This is a genomic window from Paenibacillus cisolokensis, from assembly GCF_050481165.1.
Taxonomy (GTDB): Bacteria; Bacillota; Bacilli; order Paenibacillales; family Paenibacillaceae; genus Paenibacillus_AH; species Paenibacillus_AH cisolokensis.
This window is the reverse complement of sequence record NZ_JBCNFP010000073.1, coordinates 35,355-52,113: the sequence shown is the minus strand read 5'-3', so window position 1 is coordinate 52,113 and position 16,759 is coordinate 35,355. Positions and strand designations below refer to the sequence as shown.

19 protein-coding genes are annotated in these 16,759 nt (G+C 59.4%); all 19 read right to left on the bottom strand.

Going from position 1 to position 16,759, the window contains the following annotated elements; translation table 11 throughout:
- Positions 1–4: 4 nt before the first annotated feature.
- On the bottom strand, positions 5–1,285 hold the full coding sequence (gene rseP, locus ABEV74_RS12630) for an RIP metalloprotease RseP (RefSeq protein ID WP_430146434.1): 1,281 nt from the start codon (positions 1,283–1,285) through the stop codon (positions 5–7).
- A gap of 83 nt (positions 1,286–1,368) precedes the next feature.
- Entirely contained in the window at positions 1,369–2,514 is a 1,146-nt protein-coding gene (locus ABEV74_RS12625; protein ID WP_213527758.1) for a 1-deoxy-D-xylulose-5-phosphate reductoisomerase, read from the bottom strand.
- Between the two features lie 37 nt (positions 2,515–2,551).
- Positions 2,552–3,346 (bottom strand): phosphatidate cytidylyltransferase, encoded by a 795-nt coding sequence (locus ABEV74_RS12620; RefSeq protein ID WP_430146432.1) that lies wholly within the window; start codon positions 3,344–3,346, stop codon positions 2,552–2,554.
- A gap of 28 nt (positions 3,347–3,374) precedes the next feature.
- The gene (gene uppS / locus ABEV74_RS12615) at positions 3,375–4,139 is read right to left on the bottom strand and encodes an undecaprenyl pyrophosphate synthase (RefSeq protein WP_062492594.1); all 765 of its coding nucleotides are present in this window, start codon (positions 4,137–4,139) and stop codon (positions 3,375–3,377) included.
- 90 nt (positions 4,140–4,229) lie between these two features.
- Entirely contained in the window at positions 4,230–4,784 is a 555-nt protein-coding gene (frr, locus tag ABEV74_RS12610) for a ribosome recycling factor (protein ID WP_062492593.1), read from the bottom strand.
- Positions 4,784–5,512: a UMP kinase gene (gene pyrH / locus ABEV74_RS12605; RefSeq protein ID WP_062496749.1), complete on the bottom strand. Its 729-nt coding sequence runs from the start codon at positions 5,510–5,512 to the stop codon at positions 4,784–4,786. Before pyrH ends, frr begins: the two co-directional genes overlap by 1 nt.
- A gap of 118 nt (positions 5,513–5,630) precedes the next feature.
- Positions 5,631–6,281: a translation elongation factor Ts gene (gene tsf, locus ABEV74_RS12600; protein ID WP_062492592.1), complete on the bottom strand. Its 651-nt coding sequence runs from the start codon at positions 6,279–6,281 to the stop codon at positions 5,631–5,633.
- A 130-nt stretch (positions 6,282–6,411) separates the two neighbouring features.
- On the bottom strand, positions 6,412–7,110 hold the full coding sequence (gene rpsB / locus ABEV74_RS12595; RefSeq protein WP_062492591.1) for a 30S ribosomal protein S2: 699 nt from the start codon (positions 7,108–7,110) through the stop codon (positions 6,412–6,414).
- Between the two features lie 202 nt (positions 7,111–7,312).
- Complete coding sequence (locus ABEV74_RS12590; protein WP_430146430.1) at positions 7,313–7,981, bottom strand: hypothetical protein; 669 nt, start codon at positions 7,979–7,981, stop codon at positions 7,313–7,315.
- The gene (locus ABEV74_RS12585; protein ID WP_430146428.1) at positions 7,974–8,528 is read right to left on the bottom strand and encodes a DUF6115 domain-containing protein; all 555 of its coding nucleotides are present in this window, start codon (positions 8,526–8,528) and stop codon (positions 7,974–7,976) included. Before ABEV74_RS12585 ends, ABEV74_RS12590 begins: the two co-directional genes overlap by 8 nt.
- Before the next feature lie 30 nt (positions 8,529–8,558).
- Complete coding sequence (locus ABEV74_RS12580) at positions 8,559–8,900, bottom strand: hypothetical protein (RefSeq protein ID WP_430146427.1); 342 nt, start codon at positions 8,898–8,900, stop codon at positions 8,559–8,561.
- A 34-nt stretch (positions 8,901–8,934) separates the two neighbouring features.
- Positions 8,935–10,341, bottom strand: a complete 1,407-nt coding sequence (locus tag ABEV74_RS12575) for a flagellar assembly protein A (protein ID WP_430146425.1) — start codon at positions 10,339–10,341, stop codon at positions 8,935–8,937.
- Between the two features lie 63 nt (positions 10,342–10,404).
- A complete protein-coding gene (locus ABEV74_RS12570; protein WP_062492586.1) occupies positions 10,405–11,190 on the bottom strand; it encodes a FliA/WhiG family RNA polymerase sigma factor in 786 nt (261 codons plus the stop codon).
- Positions 11,191–11,245: 55 nt separating this feature from the next.
- Complete coding sequence (locus ABEV74_RS12565) at positions 11,246–11,680, bottom strand: hypothetical protein (protein WP_430146423.1); 435 nt, start codon at positions 11,678–11,680, stop codon at positions 11,246–11,248.
- A gap of 2 nt (positions 11,681–11,682) precedes the next feature.
- Entirely contained in the window at positions 11,683–12,174 is a 492-nt protein-coding gene (locus tag ABEV74_RS12560; protein ID WP_062492584.1) for a chemotaxis protein CheD, read from the bottom strand.
- Entirely contained in the window at positions 12,171–12,791 is a 621-nt protein-coding gene (locus tag ABEV74_RS12555) for a chemotaxis protein CheC (protein ID WP_062492583.1), read from the bottom strand. Before ABEV74_RS12555 ends, ABEV74_RS12560 begins: the two co-directional genes overlap by 4 nt.
- Positions 12,792–12,793: 2 nt before the next feature.
- Positions 12,794–13,252, bottom strand: coding sequence for a chemotaxis protein CheW (locus ABEV74_RS12550; RefSeq protein ID WP_430146421.1), 459 nt, complete (start codon positions 13,250–13,252; stop codon positions 12,794–12,796).
- A gap of 13 nt (positions 13,253–13,265) precedes the next feature.
- Complete coding sequence (locus ABEV74_RS12545; protein WP_430146419.1) at positions 13,266–15,329, bottom strand: chemotaxis protein CheA; 2,064 nt, start codon at positions 15,327–15,329, stop codon at positions 13,266–13,268.
- Positions 15,330–15,350: 21 nt separating this feature from the next.
- Entirely contained in the window at positions 15,351–16,754 is a 1,404-nt protein-coding gene (locus ABEV74_RS12540) for a protein-glutamate methylesterase/protein-glutamine glutaminase (RefSeq protein WP_430146417.1), read from the bottom strand.
- Positions 16,755–16,759 lie beyond the last annotated feature (5 nt).

Below are 16,759 nucleotides of genomic sequence, written 5' to 3'. Positions count from 1 at the left end.
GGGCTTAATGCTCCCCTCTGACCAATCGCAAAATATCGTTGTACGTAACTGCCAGCATTAGCAGCATGAGCATCGCGAAGCCGATAAAATGAACCATGCTTTCGCGGTTCGGATCTACCGGTCTGCCCCGCAGCGCTTCCAGGCCCAGAAACACAAGCCGGCTGCCGTCGAGAGCCGGTATCGGCAGCAGGTTGAAAATGCCGAGATAGAGGCTGAGAAGCGCCGCCCATGACGTAAGCTGCGTAATGCCTCTCATCGCAATCTGGCTGGTCACTTCCGCCGTCCGCACCGGGCCGCCGAGATCGTCGAGCTTGAATTCGCCGAATATCAGCTTCTTGAATCCTTCGAAAATGCTGACGGTCATGTCCTTCATCAGAACGCCGGAACGAACGATCGTTTCGCCGAATCCGGCCTGCCTGGTCGGGTACGCGGCCGTCAAGCCGACCTTGCCGACTCCGGATTCCGGATCGAGCACCGGCGTCAGCTTGATATCGACCGGTTTTCCGTCGCGGATAACCGTCATCACGAGCGGTTTGCCCGCGGACTCGCCGATCATCCCGATCATCTTATCGAAATCGGCACCGATCTTCTCGCCGTTGATGCTGTCAATCACATCGCCCTTCCGCAAATCGGCTTTCGCAGCCGGCATCCCTTCGAGCACTTCGTTCACGAGCAGCCGGTCCGGGGGTTCGACGGGAATGCCGGCCATTTGGATATAGGCGCCGAACAGCACGAACGCCAGGATGAAATTCATCGCCGGTCCGGCAAAAATGGCAAGCGCCCGCTGTCCGACCGTCTTGCTCCCGAATTGACGGTCAAGCGGCGCGATTTGCGTTTCTCTTCCTTTCGCGATCATGACCGCTTGCGGATGGATGTCGTAACGCTCGCTTTCCCCTTCGACGTTGAGCGAAACGGACAGCCGCCGCTCGAGATCGATCGCTTCGACTTCGCCGCGGATGACGTTCGTCCGCTCGTCCAGCCGGTCGAGATAGATGCGCGTCACCCGATCGCCCGCCACGCGAACGGCAATCGTCTGGCCGGGCTTCACGTCGACAATTTCGGGATCTTCGCCGGCCATGCGCACGAAGCCGCCTGCCGGAATAAGACGCAGCGTATAGCGCGTCTCGCCGCGCTTGATCGAGAACAGCTTCGGTCCGAAACCGATCGCGAATTCCCTCACGAGTATGCCGGCGCGTTTGGCAAAAAAGTAATGTCCCCATTCATGTACCGTCACAATGAGGAAAAATACGAAAACGGTCAAAAAGACGACCTGCAACGTTTCCATGTCGTGCCTCCTGTTCGCGAGCGGCCTGTACTACATAGATTATCATTATTCCACCGTCGGATACAAGAGAACCGCTTTCCCGTTTATCCTTTTGCCGCTTCCGCAGCTTTTCGCGCCCACTCGTCCGCTTCGGCGATTTCCCCGAGTCCCGGATTCGCGACCGCCGTATGCCGTTCCAAAACGGCTTCCACGATCCGCTCGATCGAAAGAAACGGGATTTCCCCGCGCAAAAACCGGGCTACCGCCACTTCGTTGGCCGCGTTGAACACGGTCGGCGCCGTCCCTCCTGTCCGTCCGCTCTCATAAGCCATCCGCAGGCAAGGATACCGGTCGAAGTCCATCTCCCGGAAATGCAGGCTGCCGGCCTTCGCCAGATCGAGACGCGCAGCAGGCGTCCGCCGCCGCTCCGGATACGTCAGCGCATATTGAATCGGCACCCGCATATCGGGCATGCCGAGCTGCGCGACGATGCTGTTGTCGACGAATTCGACGAAGGAGTGGACGATGCTTTCCGGATGAATGAGCACATCGATCCGCTCGTAAGGAAGGCCGAACAGCCAATGCGCCTCGATGACCTCCAGCCCCTTGTTGGCCATCGTGGCGGAATCGATCGTGATCTTCGCGCCCATCGACCAGTTCGGATGGCTCAGCGCCTGCTCGACCGTCACATCCGCCAGCTCCTCGCGGCGCTTGTCGCGGAACGCCCCGCCGGAAGCCGTAAGCACGATGCGCTGCACCGAGGCGCGGTCTTCGCCGTTCAGACATTGAAAAATCGCGGAATGCTCGCTGTCCACCGGGAGAATCGGCACCCCCTTGGCGGCTGCCCTTTCCATCACGAGATGCCCTGCCGTGACAAGCGTCTCCTTGTTGGCGAGCGCAATCGCCGCACCGGCATCGATCGCCGCCAGCGTGGCGTTCAGGCCGCGGCTGCCGACGATGCCCGTCACGACCATGTCCGCGCCCGAGCCGCCCGCAATTTCGACAAGCCCTTCTTCCCCGTAAAGGACACGCGTGCCGGGGGGAACGAACGGACGGACCTGCTCGGCCGCTTCCTTCGTCGCAAGGCATACTTGCGCCGGCCGGAACCGCTTTGCTTGTTCGATCAGCAGCTCCGTGTTGCCGCCGGCCGCAAGACCGACGATCTCGTACCGGCCGGGATCGCTTGCGACAACGTCCAGCGTCTGCGTGCCGATCGATCCCGTCGACCCGAGAATGGCAATTTTATTCAATGCGTTTCCTCCTAAATCTGTTGATGAAGGCGGCCCGTCATCCGGGCAGAAGACCGATGAGAAGGAGCAGCGGGAACACGATCAGCCAGCTGTCGCAGCGGTCGAGCACGCCGCCGTGTCCCGGCAGCAGATTGCCGCTGTCTTTTACGCCGCGCAGACGTTTATAGGCCGACTGGATCAGATCGCCGAATTGGCCGGCTACCGCTGCGAGCAGTCCGATAGCAAGCGCGGTGCCCAGCGAGAATGCATCCGGGGCCGACAGCGCGAATACGCAAGCTACCGCAAGCGAAAGCGCGATGCCGCCGACGGAGCCTTCGACCGTTTTGTTCGGACTGATGGCCGGCCACAGCTTCCGCTTTCCGAACAGCCGTCCGGCAAAGTAAGCGCCGATATCCGATGCCCAAATGCAGCCGAAAGCGAGCGCGGTCCACAGCAAGCCGTCCGGTTCCGCCGCGCGTACCGCCACCATGGCGTGAAATCCGAAACCTATGTAGAAAGCGCCGAGCAGCATGAGCGCGGCGCCGTCAATTGTCGTTTTATTTTTCGTGACGACGGTCAGGACGAGAAGCAGCAGCATGAGCAGCCATGCCGCCGTCAGCGCGGCGGGCTGTTCAAGCTTCAGGACATCCCACGGCAGCAGGAAATAGAGCACGCCGGCATAACCGGCGAGCGCCGCGGGATGATGCCAGGCGAAACCGTTGAGACGCGCATATTCGGCGAAGCCGATCAGCGCGAGCAGCAGAATCAGCCCGTAGTACGCCCACCCGCCGACAATCGCGAGCAGCACGAATACGGCTCCGGCAGCAAGACCGGTTACGATACGCTGTTTCAATGTCAGTGCCACACTCCAGAAGCGGATGCTAAATGCCGCCGTACCGGCGCGCTCTCCGCTGGTATTCGCTAATAGCCTCGAGAAAATGCTCCTCGGTAAATTCCGGCCAGTAGACGTCGGTAAACCACATCTCGCTGTAGGCCATCTGCCACAACATAAAGTTGCTGAGCCGCAATTCGCCGCTCGTACGGATGACCAGATCGGGGTCGGGCAGACCGCTGCTGAGCAGCCGTTCCGACATCGTCTTCTCGTCGATGGCATCAAGCGACAACTCGCCTCGCTGCACCGCCGCGGCAATTTCCCGCACCGCGCCGAGCATTTCCTTGCGACTGCCGTAATTGAGGGCGAAATTCAGCACGAGCCCGGTATTGTTCGCAGTCCGGCTGATGGCCGTTTCCACCGCCTGCAGCGTATGGTCCGGCAATCCGCCCTTGTAGCCCATCATTCGGACCTGAACGTTGTTTTGTATCAATTCTTCCAGCTCAATCGCCAAAAACTCCTGCGGCAGACGCATCAAATAATCGACTTCCGCCTTCGGGCGCTTCCAATTTTCCGTCGAAAACGCGTATAGCGTCAAATATTTAATGCCCACCCGATCGGCGGCCATCGTAATCCGCTTTACCGTCTTCATTCCGGAATGATGACCCGCTATGCGCGGCAAACCGCGATTTTTGGCCCATCGGCCGTTGCCATCCATAATAATCGCCACATGCTGCGGCAAATTGTCTGTAGCAAGCGGTTCCGAAGGCTGCGAGGATGTTTTGCCGAATTTGGCCCAAAGTCGCTCGATCATCTTCGTTCCTCCCACCGGAATTCACACCTGACGGAAATAACGCCGGCTATTTGGCAACAAACCCCACCTGTCGGAGGGGCTGCACCTTTTTTATACTTCCATAATTTCTTTTTCCTTGGCTGCCAGCACCTTGTCCACCTCGGCGATGAAGCGGTCCGTCATCTTCTGGATGTCGTCCTGGTGACGGCGCGATTCGTCCTCGGAAATATCGGATTTCTCCAGTTTTTTAATATCGTCGTTGGCATCCCGGCGAATGTTGCGAATCGCTACCTTCGCTTCTTCGCCGAATTTCTTCGTCATTTTGACAAGCTCCGTTCTGCGCTCTTCGGTCAGCATCGGGATCGAGATGCGGATGACCGATCCGTCGTTCGCCGGCGTAAGCCCGAGATCCGATTTCAAAATCGCCTTCTCGATCGACGCCAGCGACGATTTGTCCCAGGGCTGGATAAGCAGCGTCCGGGAATCGGGGGTGTTGATATTGGCAAGCTGATTGACCGGCGTCATCGTGCCGTAATATTCCACCTGCACCCGGTCGAGCAGCGATGGAGTGGCACGGCCGGCGCGCAGCGTTGCCAGATCGCGTTTCAACGCGGCGATCGCTTTGTCCATGCGCTCTTCGGCGCTTTTTTTGATGGACTGCGGCATCAGTCGACACTTCCTTTCACAATAGTTCCGATTTTTTCACCAAGCACGACCCGCTTGATGTTGCCTGGCTCCGTAATGGAGAAAACGACGAGCGGAATGTTGTTGTCCATGCAGAGAGACGCGGAAGTTGAATCCATAACGCCAAGATTGCGGTTCAGGACATCGAGATACGTCAATTGGTCGAACTTCTCGGCGTTGGCGTCCTTGAACGGATCGGCGGAATATACGCCGTCGACTTTGTTCTTCGCCATCAGAATGACTTCGGCTTCGATTTCCGCGGCCCGCAGCGCCGCGGTCGTATCGGTCGAGAAGAACGGATTGCCGGTGCCGGATGCGAAAATGACGACGCGGCCCTTCTCCAGATGCCGAATCGCCCGCCGCCGGATATACGGCTCCGCGATTTGCTGCATCGCAATCGAGGTTTGCACGCGGGTCGGCACGCCGATCGCTTCGAGCGCATCCTGCAGCGCCAGCGAATTCATAACCGTCGCCAGCATGCCCATATAGTCTGCCGTCGCCCGGTCGATGCCTTTCTCCATACCGGCAATGCCCCGCCAAATATTGCCCCCGCCGACGACGATGGCCACTTCCACATTCAGGTTCACCACTTCTTTAACCTGTTCGGCGATCGATGAGATCATGCCCGCATCGATGCCAAAACCGTTCTGGCCGGCCAGCGATTCGCCGCTCACCTTCAACACAATACGTTTGTACACGGGACTTTCCAACATCGTTTACCTCCATCTTGCACCTCGTCATGCGACGCGGCTGCTATAACGAATTGCGGTCTGAACGCACGAAAATTCAGGCGGGGCGGCGCCCCGCCCCGCCTGAAAGCGATCGGAATTACAGTTTGGCCTGGGACATAACCTCTTGAACGAAGTTGTCCTGCTTTTTCTCCAGCCCTTCGCCGAGCTCGAAACGCGCGAAGCGGCGGATCGAGATGTTCTCGCCGATCGTGCTGATTTTCTCGCTCAGCAGCTGGCTGATCGTTTTGTCCGGATCTTTAATGAACTGCTGCTCCAGCAGGCAGTTTTCTTCATAATATTTGCCGATGCGGCCTTCCACCATTTTATCGACAATGTGAGCCGGCTTGCCTTCGTTCAACGCCTGGGCTTTCAAAATTTCGCGTTCCTTGTCCAGCTCTTCCTGCGGCACGTCTTCACGACGCACATACTTCGGATTGGCGGCCGCAATCTGCATCGCGATGTCGCGCGCAAATTCGCGGAACTGGTCGGTCTTGCCGACAAAGTCGGTTTCGCAGTTGATTTCGACGAGAACGCCGATCCGTCCGCCGGCGTGAATGTACGATTCGACGACGCCTTCCGTGGCGATGCGGCCCGCTTTGCTCGCCGCAGCCGAAAGCCCTTTCTCGCGGAGAATATCTACGGCTTTGGCCAGATCGCCGTTCGCTTCCTCCAGCGCTTTTTTGCAATCGAGCATGCCTGCCCCCGTTTTTTCACGCAGTTCTTTTACCGCACTTGCGCTTACTGCCATTCGAAACCCTCCTGATGATATGTTGGTATTGGAATGATCGCGCCGCTTGGCTTGGCGGTTTTCATTCGAAAAAAAGGGCGGTGAGAGGTTATTCACCTTCCGACCACCCTTTTTGGTTCAATCGCCGCAATTACGCGGTCGTTTGTTCGCCTTGACGGGCTTCCACAATCGCGTCAGCCATTTTGGATGTGAGCAATTTCACGGCGCGGATGGCGTCGTCATTGCCCGGAATGACATAATCGATTTCGTCGGGATCGCAGTTGGTATCGACGATACCTACAATCGGGATGCCGAGCTTGCGGGCTTCCGCTACGGCAATGCGCTCTTTGCGCGGGTCGATGACGAACAGGGCGCTCGGCAAAGATTTCATGCCTTTAATGCCGCCGAGGAACTTCTGCAGCCGCTCTTTCTCTTTGCGGAGAATGATGACTTCTTTCTTCGGCAACACTTCGAACGTGCCGTCTTCTTCCCAGGTTTCCAACTGCTTCAGACGGTCGATCCGCTTCTGAATCGTCTGGAAGTTGGTCAGCGTGCCGCCCAGCCAGCGCTGATTGATGTAGAACATGCCGCAGCGCTCGGCTTCGTCCTTCACGGAGTCTTGCGCTTGCTTCTTCGTGCCCACAAACAGGACGGTGCCGCCTTCTTCCGCCAGGGAGCGTACAAAATTGTAGGCTTCCTCGACTTTCTTGACCGTCTTCTGCAGGTCGATAATGTAAATGCCGTTACGTTCGGTGAAGATATAACGATCCATTTTCGGATTCCAGCGACGGGTTTGATGCCCGAAGTGAACCCCAGCCTCAAGGAGCTGTTTCATGGAGATAACCGCCATCTTCACAACACCTCCCAAATTCGGTTTTTGTCGAAATCCTCCGCCGATCGCACTTTTCGCCAAGACTCCGGCCGGGCCGAAGCACCGTTGACGAAATTGATCGGCGTGTGAATTTAACGCCGTCACTTACTATACCATAACCTTCAATGCCGCGCAAGCCGGGAAAAAAGACGCGGTTCCCGCCTTCCTCCGGCGCGAACCGCTACGGTTCCAGCAGCGCCTTGCCTTCCTCGGGCGGCAGCGGCTGACTCGACACAATCTCTATGATTTCTTGCAGATCCGGGCTGTCCGGGAAGCGGAAATAGCCGGCCCGTACGACCTTTTTCGCTTTCCGCATGGCGGCGACAAACGCTTCCTCCCGCGCGATCAGTCCTTTGGCGGCAAGAATGGCCGCCGTCTCGGTGACGCTCGATCCCGGCGGAATGCGGACAACCGTCCCCGTCTTGCCTCCGGACCCGTCCGTCCCGCTTTCCGCGGCTTCCGCGGCGGTTCGGCCGGGTTCCTCTCCGTCCGACGTCCCGGGCGACTCCCTGTCCGACGTCCCGGATTTCCTGACATCAAGCGCCGCTGATTGCTTGGCGTCCGGCGGCGCGGACGATTTGACGGCCGGCATTTCCGCCTTGTCCCCGGCTGCCGCCGCCGGCTGCCGCTCTCCCGCTTGAGCTTCCGCTTCCTCGAGCGCGTCTCGGACAGCGTCTTCGATCAGCTTGTCCGCTTCGGCCTGGGTATAAAGTTTCGGTTCTTCCGGCGGGTTGCTAAACGCGTTCAGCTCTTCGCGCTGCCGCTCGCCGACCAGCATCAGCTGCAGCAGCAGCGCGCCCGCCATCAGGCCGATGCCGAGACCGATCAGGAAGCTCCGGTTTCTAATCACGGGCAGCCGCCTCCCGTTCGGCCAGTTGCAAAATCAACTGCACCTCGCCCTTCGGCATATTCGTTTTGCGGGCGATCGCTTCGATCGATTTGCCCTGCTCGCGGAGACGGAACAGCTGCGCATAGCGATCGCGGATCGAACCGGACTCCGGCTCCGCGGCTTCTTCGGCGGCGGGCGCGTTCCCCCGCTCCGCAGCGGCAGGCGGTTCCGGTTGAACCGGGACGGACCGTACCGGCTCCGGCCTGACCGGCTCTGCGGCCGCCGCTTTCAGAGCGGCCAGATCGCGCTCCAGCCGGCCGCATCTCTCCTCCAGCTCGGCGATGCGCCGTTCGCCGTTTTCGGCGCGCACCCGCGTCTCTTCCCGCAGCTTGCCCGTCAGCCCGACGAGCTCGCGGTGATCCGCCTCCATGTTCTCCATAAACTGATCGAGCGCCGTCTCCATATTGCGCAACGATTGACCGGATTGCGCCGTCTGTTTTCGCGGAAGCGCAAGACCGCATACAAGCGCGAACGCGCCGAGAAGAACGATATATTGCCAAGGCTGCAATGTTGTCCACCTGCACTTCCTGCTTTTCATTTATAATGAAATGTCGATATGGCGGCCTTTGAACGGATGGGACGAATGCTGCGCTTGCCGCTTGTCCCCGCTGCGGCCGCTGTCGTCCTCCCCGTCCCCGGCGCCCGGACTGCCCGCTCTATGCCGGCCGCTCTGCTCCTTGTGCCGGCTGTCCTTCACATTAAGTCCTTCCGCCAGCTCGACCGCAGCGTTGCGGGTACGCTGCTGCTCCGTCTGCTTGGCCGCGGCCTGGCCCAGAATCGCCTGATCCGCCGCCGGCTTGGCCTGCGCATGGCTCTGAATGCCGGACATTTCCGGCGTGCGGGGGACGGACATCTGCAGATCGATCGGACGATACTTCATGCTGCGCCTCCTGTCCGCGATCCAACGCGTTTATTCAAGAACGGTAAGGAACGGTGCTGATATCCCCGTCGGCGTAGCAGAACGTGACGCGGGAGGCCGGGTCCTTTACGAAACGGGTATAACGGCCGATCACGATTTTCGTTCCGCCGTATACGGTATGAACGACATTTACGCGAGCGTTCTCCGCATCTTCCAACATTTTTTCGATCGCAAGAATCTGTTCGCGCAGCTCGTCCTGCTCTCTCTGGGCCTGCTGCTTCGTCGACAAAAGCTTGACGCGCATCGCCATTCGGTCGGGAGTGAGCTGACCGGAAGCGGCAAACTGATCCAGCAGCGCCAGCGCCTTTCCCGTCTTGTCCAGACTGTCCGTACATTCCTTCAGCTTCGTCCGCAGCCCGATCAATTCCGCGCGCAGCTCCGGCTTGACGCCGACTTCCACCGTAGTCGCCGTCGACATCGTATTGCCGAGCGTCCGCACCGACACCCGTTCGCCCGCCTGAATGACGCCGCCGACGATCAGCCCTTTCGCGCCGATGCACTCGACGTTCCGCCCTGCCTTCACCTGCGAGTGCATAATGCTTTGGGAGACGATGACATCCTCGCCGGCCGTCACGTTGCCGTCCTGAATGAAAGAGCTGCGCACCGTTTTGTTCGCTTTGACGAGTCCCTTGTGGCCGGCCATGATGCCGCCGGTAATTTCGATCGATCCTCCCGCCTCCAGCATCGCGCCTTCCACGCCGCCGACGATCCGGATGTCCCCGGCGGCTTTCACGCTGAAGCCGGTAAGCACGTTGCCGCGTACGACGACGTTCCCGACGAAATCGATGTTTCCGATATTATAGTCGACATCGCCGTTCACTTCATATACGGGAAACACATTGATCTTGTCGCCGTCCGTCTTGCTGACCATGCCGTCGATCGTCGCATAGAGCGCCGTCTGCTCCGGATTGGTGACTACATTTTTGCCGATTTTGAAACGCGCCTCACGCCCTTTCCGGCCGGGCACGGGATCGCCCGTAACCGCCCTTCCGTCCTTTCCCGGCTTCGCCGGAATGCGCTCCGCGATCAATTGGCCGCGCTTGACGTTGCTGAGGCGGAGAACGTCCCTGAAATCGACCTTGCCATCCTGCGCTTGCGCCGGTTTTCGTTCCGCCCCCGCTTCCGCCACCATGCGAATGGAACCGTCCTCACCGTCTGTCGGTTCGTCCCCGCTCGCAATCAAAGCCGCTCCGGAGAAAAATTTGATCGGCGCCGCGGCGATTTCCTTCAACAGTTCGGTACGAATCCCGTACACGACCCCCTGGCTTTGCACATAACTTTCCAATTCCTCCGCCGTAAAGGAGATGGTGTCGTCCACTTGCGCAAACTCCAGGTAGGCCGACAGCTTGTCATGAGAAATGCGGATACGGATATAACGGTCCAATGATGAAGGCACGGACAAATCGCTCTCCTCCTTTCCGCTTTAATACTACTTTAATACTTCTTTAACCTGCATAATACGGTATTAATACTGCAAAAGCTGCTGTTTTTGTTTGGCCAATGCGCTGCGCAAGCGGAGAATCGCCTTGGAATGCAGCTGCGATATGCGCGACGGAGACAGCGACATCACTTCCGCGATTTCGCTCAGCGACAATTCCTCGTAGTAGAACAGGGATACGACGGTCCGTTCCTTCTCCGTCAGCCGGTCGATCCCCTTGACGAGCGCTTCCTTCAAATAATGCTCATGAACTTTGTATTCCGGATTTTTCGCTTTTTCGTCCACGAGCAGCGACATGCGGGTTTCCGCGTCCTCCTCGCGGATCGGGTCTTCCAGTGAACAGACGGTCGTCACCGCGATTTCCTGCAGCATCTGATTGAATTCTTTCTCGCTTACATTCAGATGCCGGCTCATTTCTTCGTCGGTTACGGAACGCAAATACCGCTGCTCCAGAACCTGGTAAGCCTCTTCGACCTTCTTCGCTTTTTCCCGCACCGACCGCGGAACCCAGTCGCCTTGCCTGAGCCCGTCGATAATGGCCCCGCGTATGCGCCAGGACGCGTACGTTTCGAACTGCAGCCCCCGGCGGTAATCGAATTTCTCGATCGCGTCGATCAACCCCATCACGCCGTTGCTGGTCAGATCGTCTTTGGACACATTTTGGGGAAGACCCGAGGCCATCCGTTTCGTCACATAATCCACCAACGGAAGGTAGCTCTCGATCAACTGTTTTTTCGCTTCGATATCCTTGCTTTCTTTCCACCGCTCCCATATCTCGATGTTCGACAGATGATGCGTTTTCGGCTCCGCCATCTTGCCGTCGTCCTCCTTCCTTGCATCGCTATGGAGTTTCAGGTGAAAAAAGCCGTCAATTCATGCTGCGAATCGCTTCCGCCAGTTTCCCGGGTTCCTGCTGCTTGACCGATGTCAGGCGGGGCGGCTGAAGGGGCTGAAAACCGACGTCCGCCTGCTGCCCGGAATTTTCCGGCGTCTGCACGGCGCCGGGCGCTTCCCATTGACGCTTCAACATTCCGGTCAAATCATCCGTCTCGTCCGGGGTCGTCAAATCGAGTTGCCCGCCTTTGTTCTCCTCCGCCGCGCCGGCTTCATCCCGCAAAACGGGCGGACGGAGCGCCATGCCGAGCATCGCCCGCAGCGCGAATGACAAGACGAACATCGCCGTAAAGGCGTACACGGCCCGAATGCCGGACACGCCGAGCGGATTGCTGGCGTATGAGACAAGAAAGGTCGGTATTGCCGCTACAAAACCGAGCACGATATTCCAGCGCCAAGTTCCCGTCATCATCAAATCTCCTTCGTTCCAAGCTGTACGCTGCGAATCGTCATGATACCGGTCAGACTGTCGAATTCGATCGTGCGGCCCCAGCTGCCTCCCGTATCTTCGGCCGCGATTTCGATGCCCGCTTCCTGGAGCGCCGCGGTGCACGACTCCACGTTGCGCTGGCCGATGCGCATCATTTCGCTGCCCGAATACGAAAACATTTGCGCGCCGCCGGCCATTTTGGCGACAAGCCGGTCTGCCGAGGCGCCGGCGGCGACCATCCGGACGATAAGCGCCGGAATGGCCGTATCGGCATATTTGGCGACGTTGAGCTGCGCTTCCCTGGCGATAGACGACGACGGCAGCATGACGTGGGCCAGGCCCGCAATCCGCATCCGCTCGTCGTATAAGGCGACCCCGACGCAGGAGCCGAGCCCCGCCGTTTTGAGCACATCGCCGCCGGCGGCGATATTCAGTTCGGCCATTCCGACCTTGACCATTTTTTTCTGGATCATTCGACGGGCACTCCCAGCGCACGGAAAATTTTCACGAACGATTCCGGATCGGGAATGAGGAAAAAACGGCCCTTTAACGCTTCCCCGCCTTCCAAAAACGTCGTTTCGATCAGCAAGGCCGAATCCCCCATTTCGCCGTACTGTACGAGTCCGTAGCTTAATATCGCACCGGCCATATCGAGCGCGATCGCCGGAACGGTAGGCGCAAGCGACATCCGCGTAAAGTCGGCCAGCGAAGACAGATAGGAACCGGCCAAAATGTTCCCGATCTCGCACAGGGCGGACAATTCCATCTCCGTATAACCGTCCGGCTGCTGCGCTTCGATCGCCAGGAAGCGGCGCAGCAGCGCCTTGGCGGAATCTTCCTCGACGATAAAGAACAGATTGCCGGGCGCCTCGCCCTCCACGCGCAAATAAACGGCGAATACGATCTGTTCCGGACCGCCGACAATGTCGGCGATCCGCTCGAACGGCATCAGGCTGACGCGCGGGACGGCCATATCCACCTGCTTGTCCAGCAAGCGCGACAACGCCGTGGCGGCATTGCCGGATCCGATGTTGCCGACCTCACGCAGCACATCCAGCTCGAATTCCTCCAACCGGTCAAGGACGTTCACACCTAAGCCTCCATCTGCTCAAGCTGAACGATTTCGTTTTTGTTCAATACTTCGCTCAGATTCAGCATGATCAGCAGCCGGTCGTCCAGCTTGGCGATTCCGCGCAAATATTTGGCTTTGATGCCGCCGACCACCTCAGGCGGCTGGTCGATCGCATCCTCGTCGATGTCCGTTACGTCGTTCGCCGCGTCGACGATAAATCCGACCTCCATATCGTTCACCGCCACGACGATAATCCGCGATTGTTCGGTCGGCTCCGTCTCCTTTAACCCGAACCGTCCTTTAAGATCGATAACCGGGACGACGACTCCGCGCAAATTCATGACGCCTTTGACAAACGGCGGCGTTTTCGGCACCCGGGTAATCGGGGCCATTCGCTCGACCGTGCGGACTTTGTCCACTTCAATGCCGTATTCCTCGTTTGCCAGCGTGAAGACGATCACTTTCAATTCTTCTCCCATGCTTCAGCCCTCCCTATTTGATCAATCCGTTCGGATCGATAATGAGCGCGACCTGGCCGTCGCCGAGAATCGTAGCCCCCGCCACGATATCGGTATTCGGCAAATACGAGCCGAGCGTCTTCAATACGATCTCGCTTTGACCGATAAATTCGTCGACCATGACGGCAGCCCATTTATCGCCTTTCCGCACGATAATAACTTCGGTTTCTTCCTCGGCGCTTTCGTCATAATCCGGCGATTCGAGAATGCGGCTGAGCGACAGCACCGGAATGACCGCGCCGCGATATTCGATCATCCGGTTGCCGTGGATAAGACGGATCTGCTCCTGCCGGATGATCGCCGTTTCCGCAATGGAAGAAAGCGGAATGGCGTATTTTTCCGAGCCGAGCTTCACGAGCATCGCCGAGATGATCGACAGCGTCAGCGGCAGCTCGACGGAAAATTTCGTACCTTTGCCTTCCGACGTCCGGATCGTTACGTTGCCGCCGAGCGAGGCGATCTTCGAGCGGACGACGTCCAGTCCGACGCCGCGTCCGGAAATATCGGAAATCGTGTCGGCCGTGCTGAAGCCCGGCGCGAAGATAAGCATCGCGATTTCATCGTCGGACATTTTGCCCGCTTCTTCCGCCGTCAGAATGCCGCTTGCGATCGCCTTGTTCTTCACCTTCTCGCGATTGATCCCCCGGCCGTCGTCCTCGACTTCGATGAACACGTGGTTGCCGCTATGGTAAGCGCGCAGATGTACGGTGCCCGTCTCCGGCTTGCCGGCCGCGATCCGCTCGCTCACGCTTTCGAGACCGTGATCGATCGAGTTGCGCAGAAGATGGACGAGCGGATCGCCGATTTCGTCGATCACGGTACGATCGAGCTCGGTTTCCGCGCCGGTGATGACCAGCTCGACCTTTTTGCCCAGGCTTTTGGCCAAGTCCCGGATCATTCGCGGAAAACGGTTGAATACGGATTCGACCGGCACCATGCGCAGCTTCAGCACGATATTTTGCAAATCGCCGCTGACGCGGGTCAGATGCTCGACCGTATCGGTCAGCTCCGGCTTGCGAATTTCCGAAGCGAGCTGCTCCAGTCGGACGCGGTCGATCAACAGTTCGCTGAACAGGTTCATCAAGGTGTCCAGCCGGTCGATATCGACGCGGATCGTCCGCGGAAGCGCTCCTCCAGCCGCGGCGGTTTGCGCCTTGGCGGCCGCAGCCTGCCGCTTCGCTTCCCGGGCCGCTTCCGGCGCTCCGGCAGCAGGGGGCGCGGAAGGCGCCGCGGGGGCGGAAGGAACGTTCGGTCTGGCCAATATTTGCAGCGATTCGGGATCGAGCTTCGTCACAGCGGCTTCTTCGATTTCGGAAATAGCGGCGACCTGCTGCTGCAGCTCCTCCTGCGATAACGAGGAGATGGCAAAGACGGTAAAGGTACGATCGAATTTCTCCTGCTCCAGATCCTGAACGGAAGGCTCCGATTTCACGACTTCCCCGTGCCGCTCCAGCAAATCGAAAACCATATAGGCACGGGCCGCTTTCAGCACGCAATCTTCGCGGACCGTCACCGTAATATGGTAGACCTGGTGGCCGCTGTCCATCGACTGCTGCAGAACGGACACCTGATACTGGTCAAGCTGCAATCCGGAATCCCCGGCGCCCGCTGCGCCTTCGGCGGCGCCGCCCGCTGCGGGACCGCCGCCGGCGTTGTAATCTCCTTTCACGATCGCCTGCAGCGAAGCGACGATCGCGGACACATCGGCGCTCCCCGCTCCTCCGGCCGTAATATCCTGCACCATCGATTCCAGCGCGTCCAATGATTTGAAGAGCGTATCGAATATGAAACTGTCCATCCGCAGCTTGCTGTTGCGCACCAGATCGAGAACATTTTCCATTTCATGCGTCAGGGAAGCCAGATCCTCGAAGCCCATCGTCGCCGCCATCCCTTTCAAGGTATGGGCCGAACGAAATATGGCCTGGACGATCGTCAAGTCCTCGGGCGTATTTTCCAGCTGCAGCATGTTGTCGTTCAACGCTTGCAGATGGTCGCCCGCTTCATCAATAAACATCGATAAGTACGCATTCATATCCACGGCCATGCACCTCCTCTTAACCTAAATATTGCGTTCCGGATTCCCGATGTTCCGAAGGACGTCCCCGTCCCCAGCGCCGTCACGATCCCGGCCTCGGACCGCGTCCGCAAGATGTCCCGCTATGCGGTGCAGCGGCAGAACCGTCCGCACGCTTCCGCTTTCGATGGCCGCCCGGGGCATGCCGAATACGACGCATGTCTCTTCGGCTTCGGCGATTGTCGATACCGCTCCGCTTTTCGCAAGCGCGATCATCCCTTTCGTCCCGTCGCTGCCCATTCCCGTCATAATGACGGCGTGCCGCCGCAGCTCGGTATACGGGACGAGCGACTCGAACAGGACGTCGACCGAAGGCCTGTGCCCGCTGCGGGGATGAGCGTCCGTCAGCCGGATGAAATAGCCGTCCGCGTCCCGTCCCAATTCGAGATGGAAGCCTCCGGGGGCGATATAGACGACACCCGCGGCTACTCTCTCTCCCTGCCGCGCTTCGGTAACTTTGAGCGCGCTGAAAGCGTCGAGCCGCTCGGCCAGCGAAAGCGTGAAGCGCGGAGGCATATGCTGCACGACGAGCACCGGCGCCGCCAGATCGGCCGGAAGCGCCGTCACGACCTCGTGCAGCGCCCGCGGGCCGCCGGTCGACGTGCCGATCGCGACGATGTCGCGAAACCGATAGGCCGCTTCATCGGGCCGACGGACCGCAGCCGGCGGACGCGCCGCGCCCGCAGCGCCCGCAGCGCCCGTCAGCGGCGCAGCGGCTGCCGCGGGCTTGACCGGCTTGACCGGCTTGACCGGAGCAGCGGCGGACGGCGGATTCGCAGAAGGCGCGGCTGCCTTGCGGCGGACGGCCGCCGCCTTCTCTTCGCTTCCCGCGTTCGGCTGCCGGCCGGCGGCAGCGCCCGGCTCCGGCTTCTCCTTTACAGCGCGGCCGCACTTCGCATCCGGGGAAAGGGGCGCCGGCTGCGGACGCTGCCGTACCGGCGGCGCGGCCGCAGAGCCGCGGGGCGGCAAACCCGGCCGCCGCGCCATTACGGCGGTGCGCAGCTTCTCCAGCAGCTGTCTGCCTGTCAGATGAATATCGCGGGAAGCGCCCAGCGTCGGCTTGCGGATGAAATCGAACGCCCCCGATTGCAAAGCCTGAATCGTATCGCGCGTATTCTGTTCGCTTATCCCCGAGAACATAATGACCGGCGTCGGGCATTCCTTCATAATAAGACGAAGCGCCTCCAGCCCGTTCATCTCCGGCATCTCCAGATCGAGCGTCACGGCGTCGGGACGATGCCGCCGGATCTCGGCCAGCGCTTCCACGCCTGTCGTCGCGGTAGCGACAACGGTGAACTGCCCGTCCGCTTCGATCAGATCCGTGATGACTTTGCGCATGAACGCCGAATCGTCGACAACCACCACGCGATATGGATCCGCTGGCGCCATCAGAA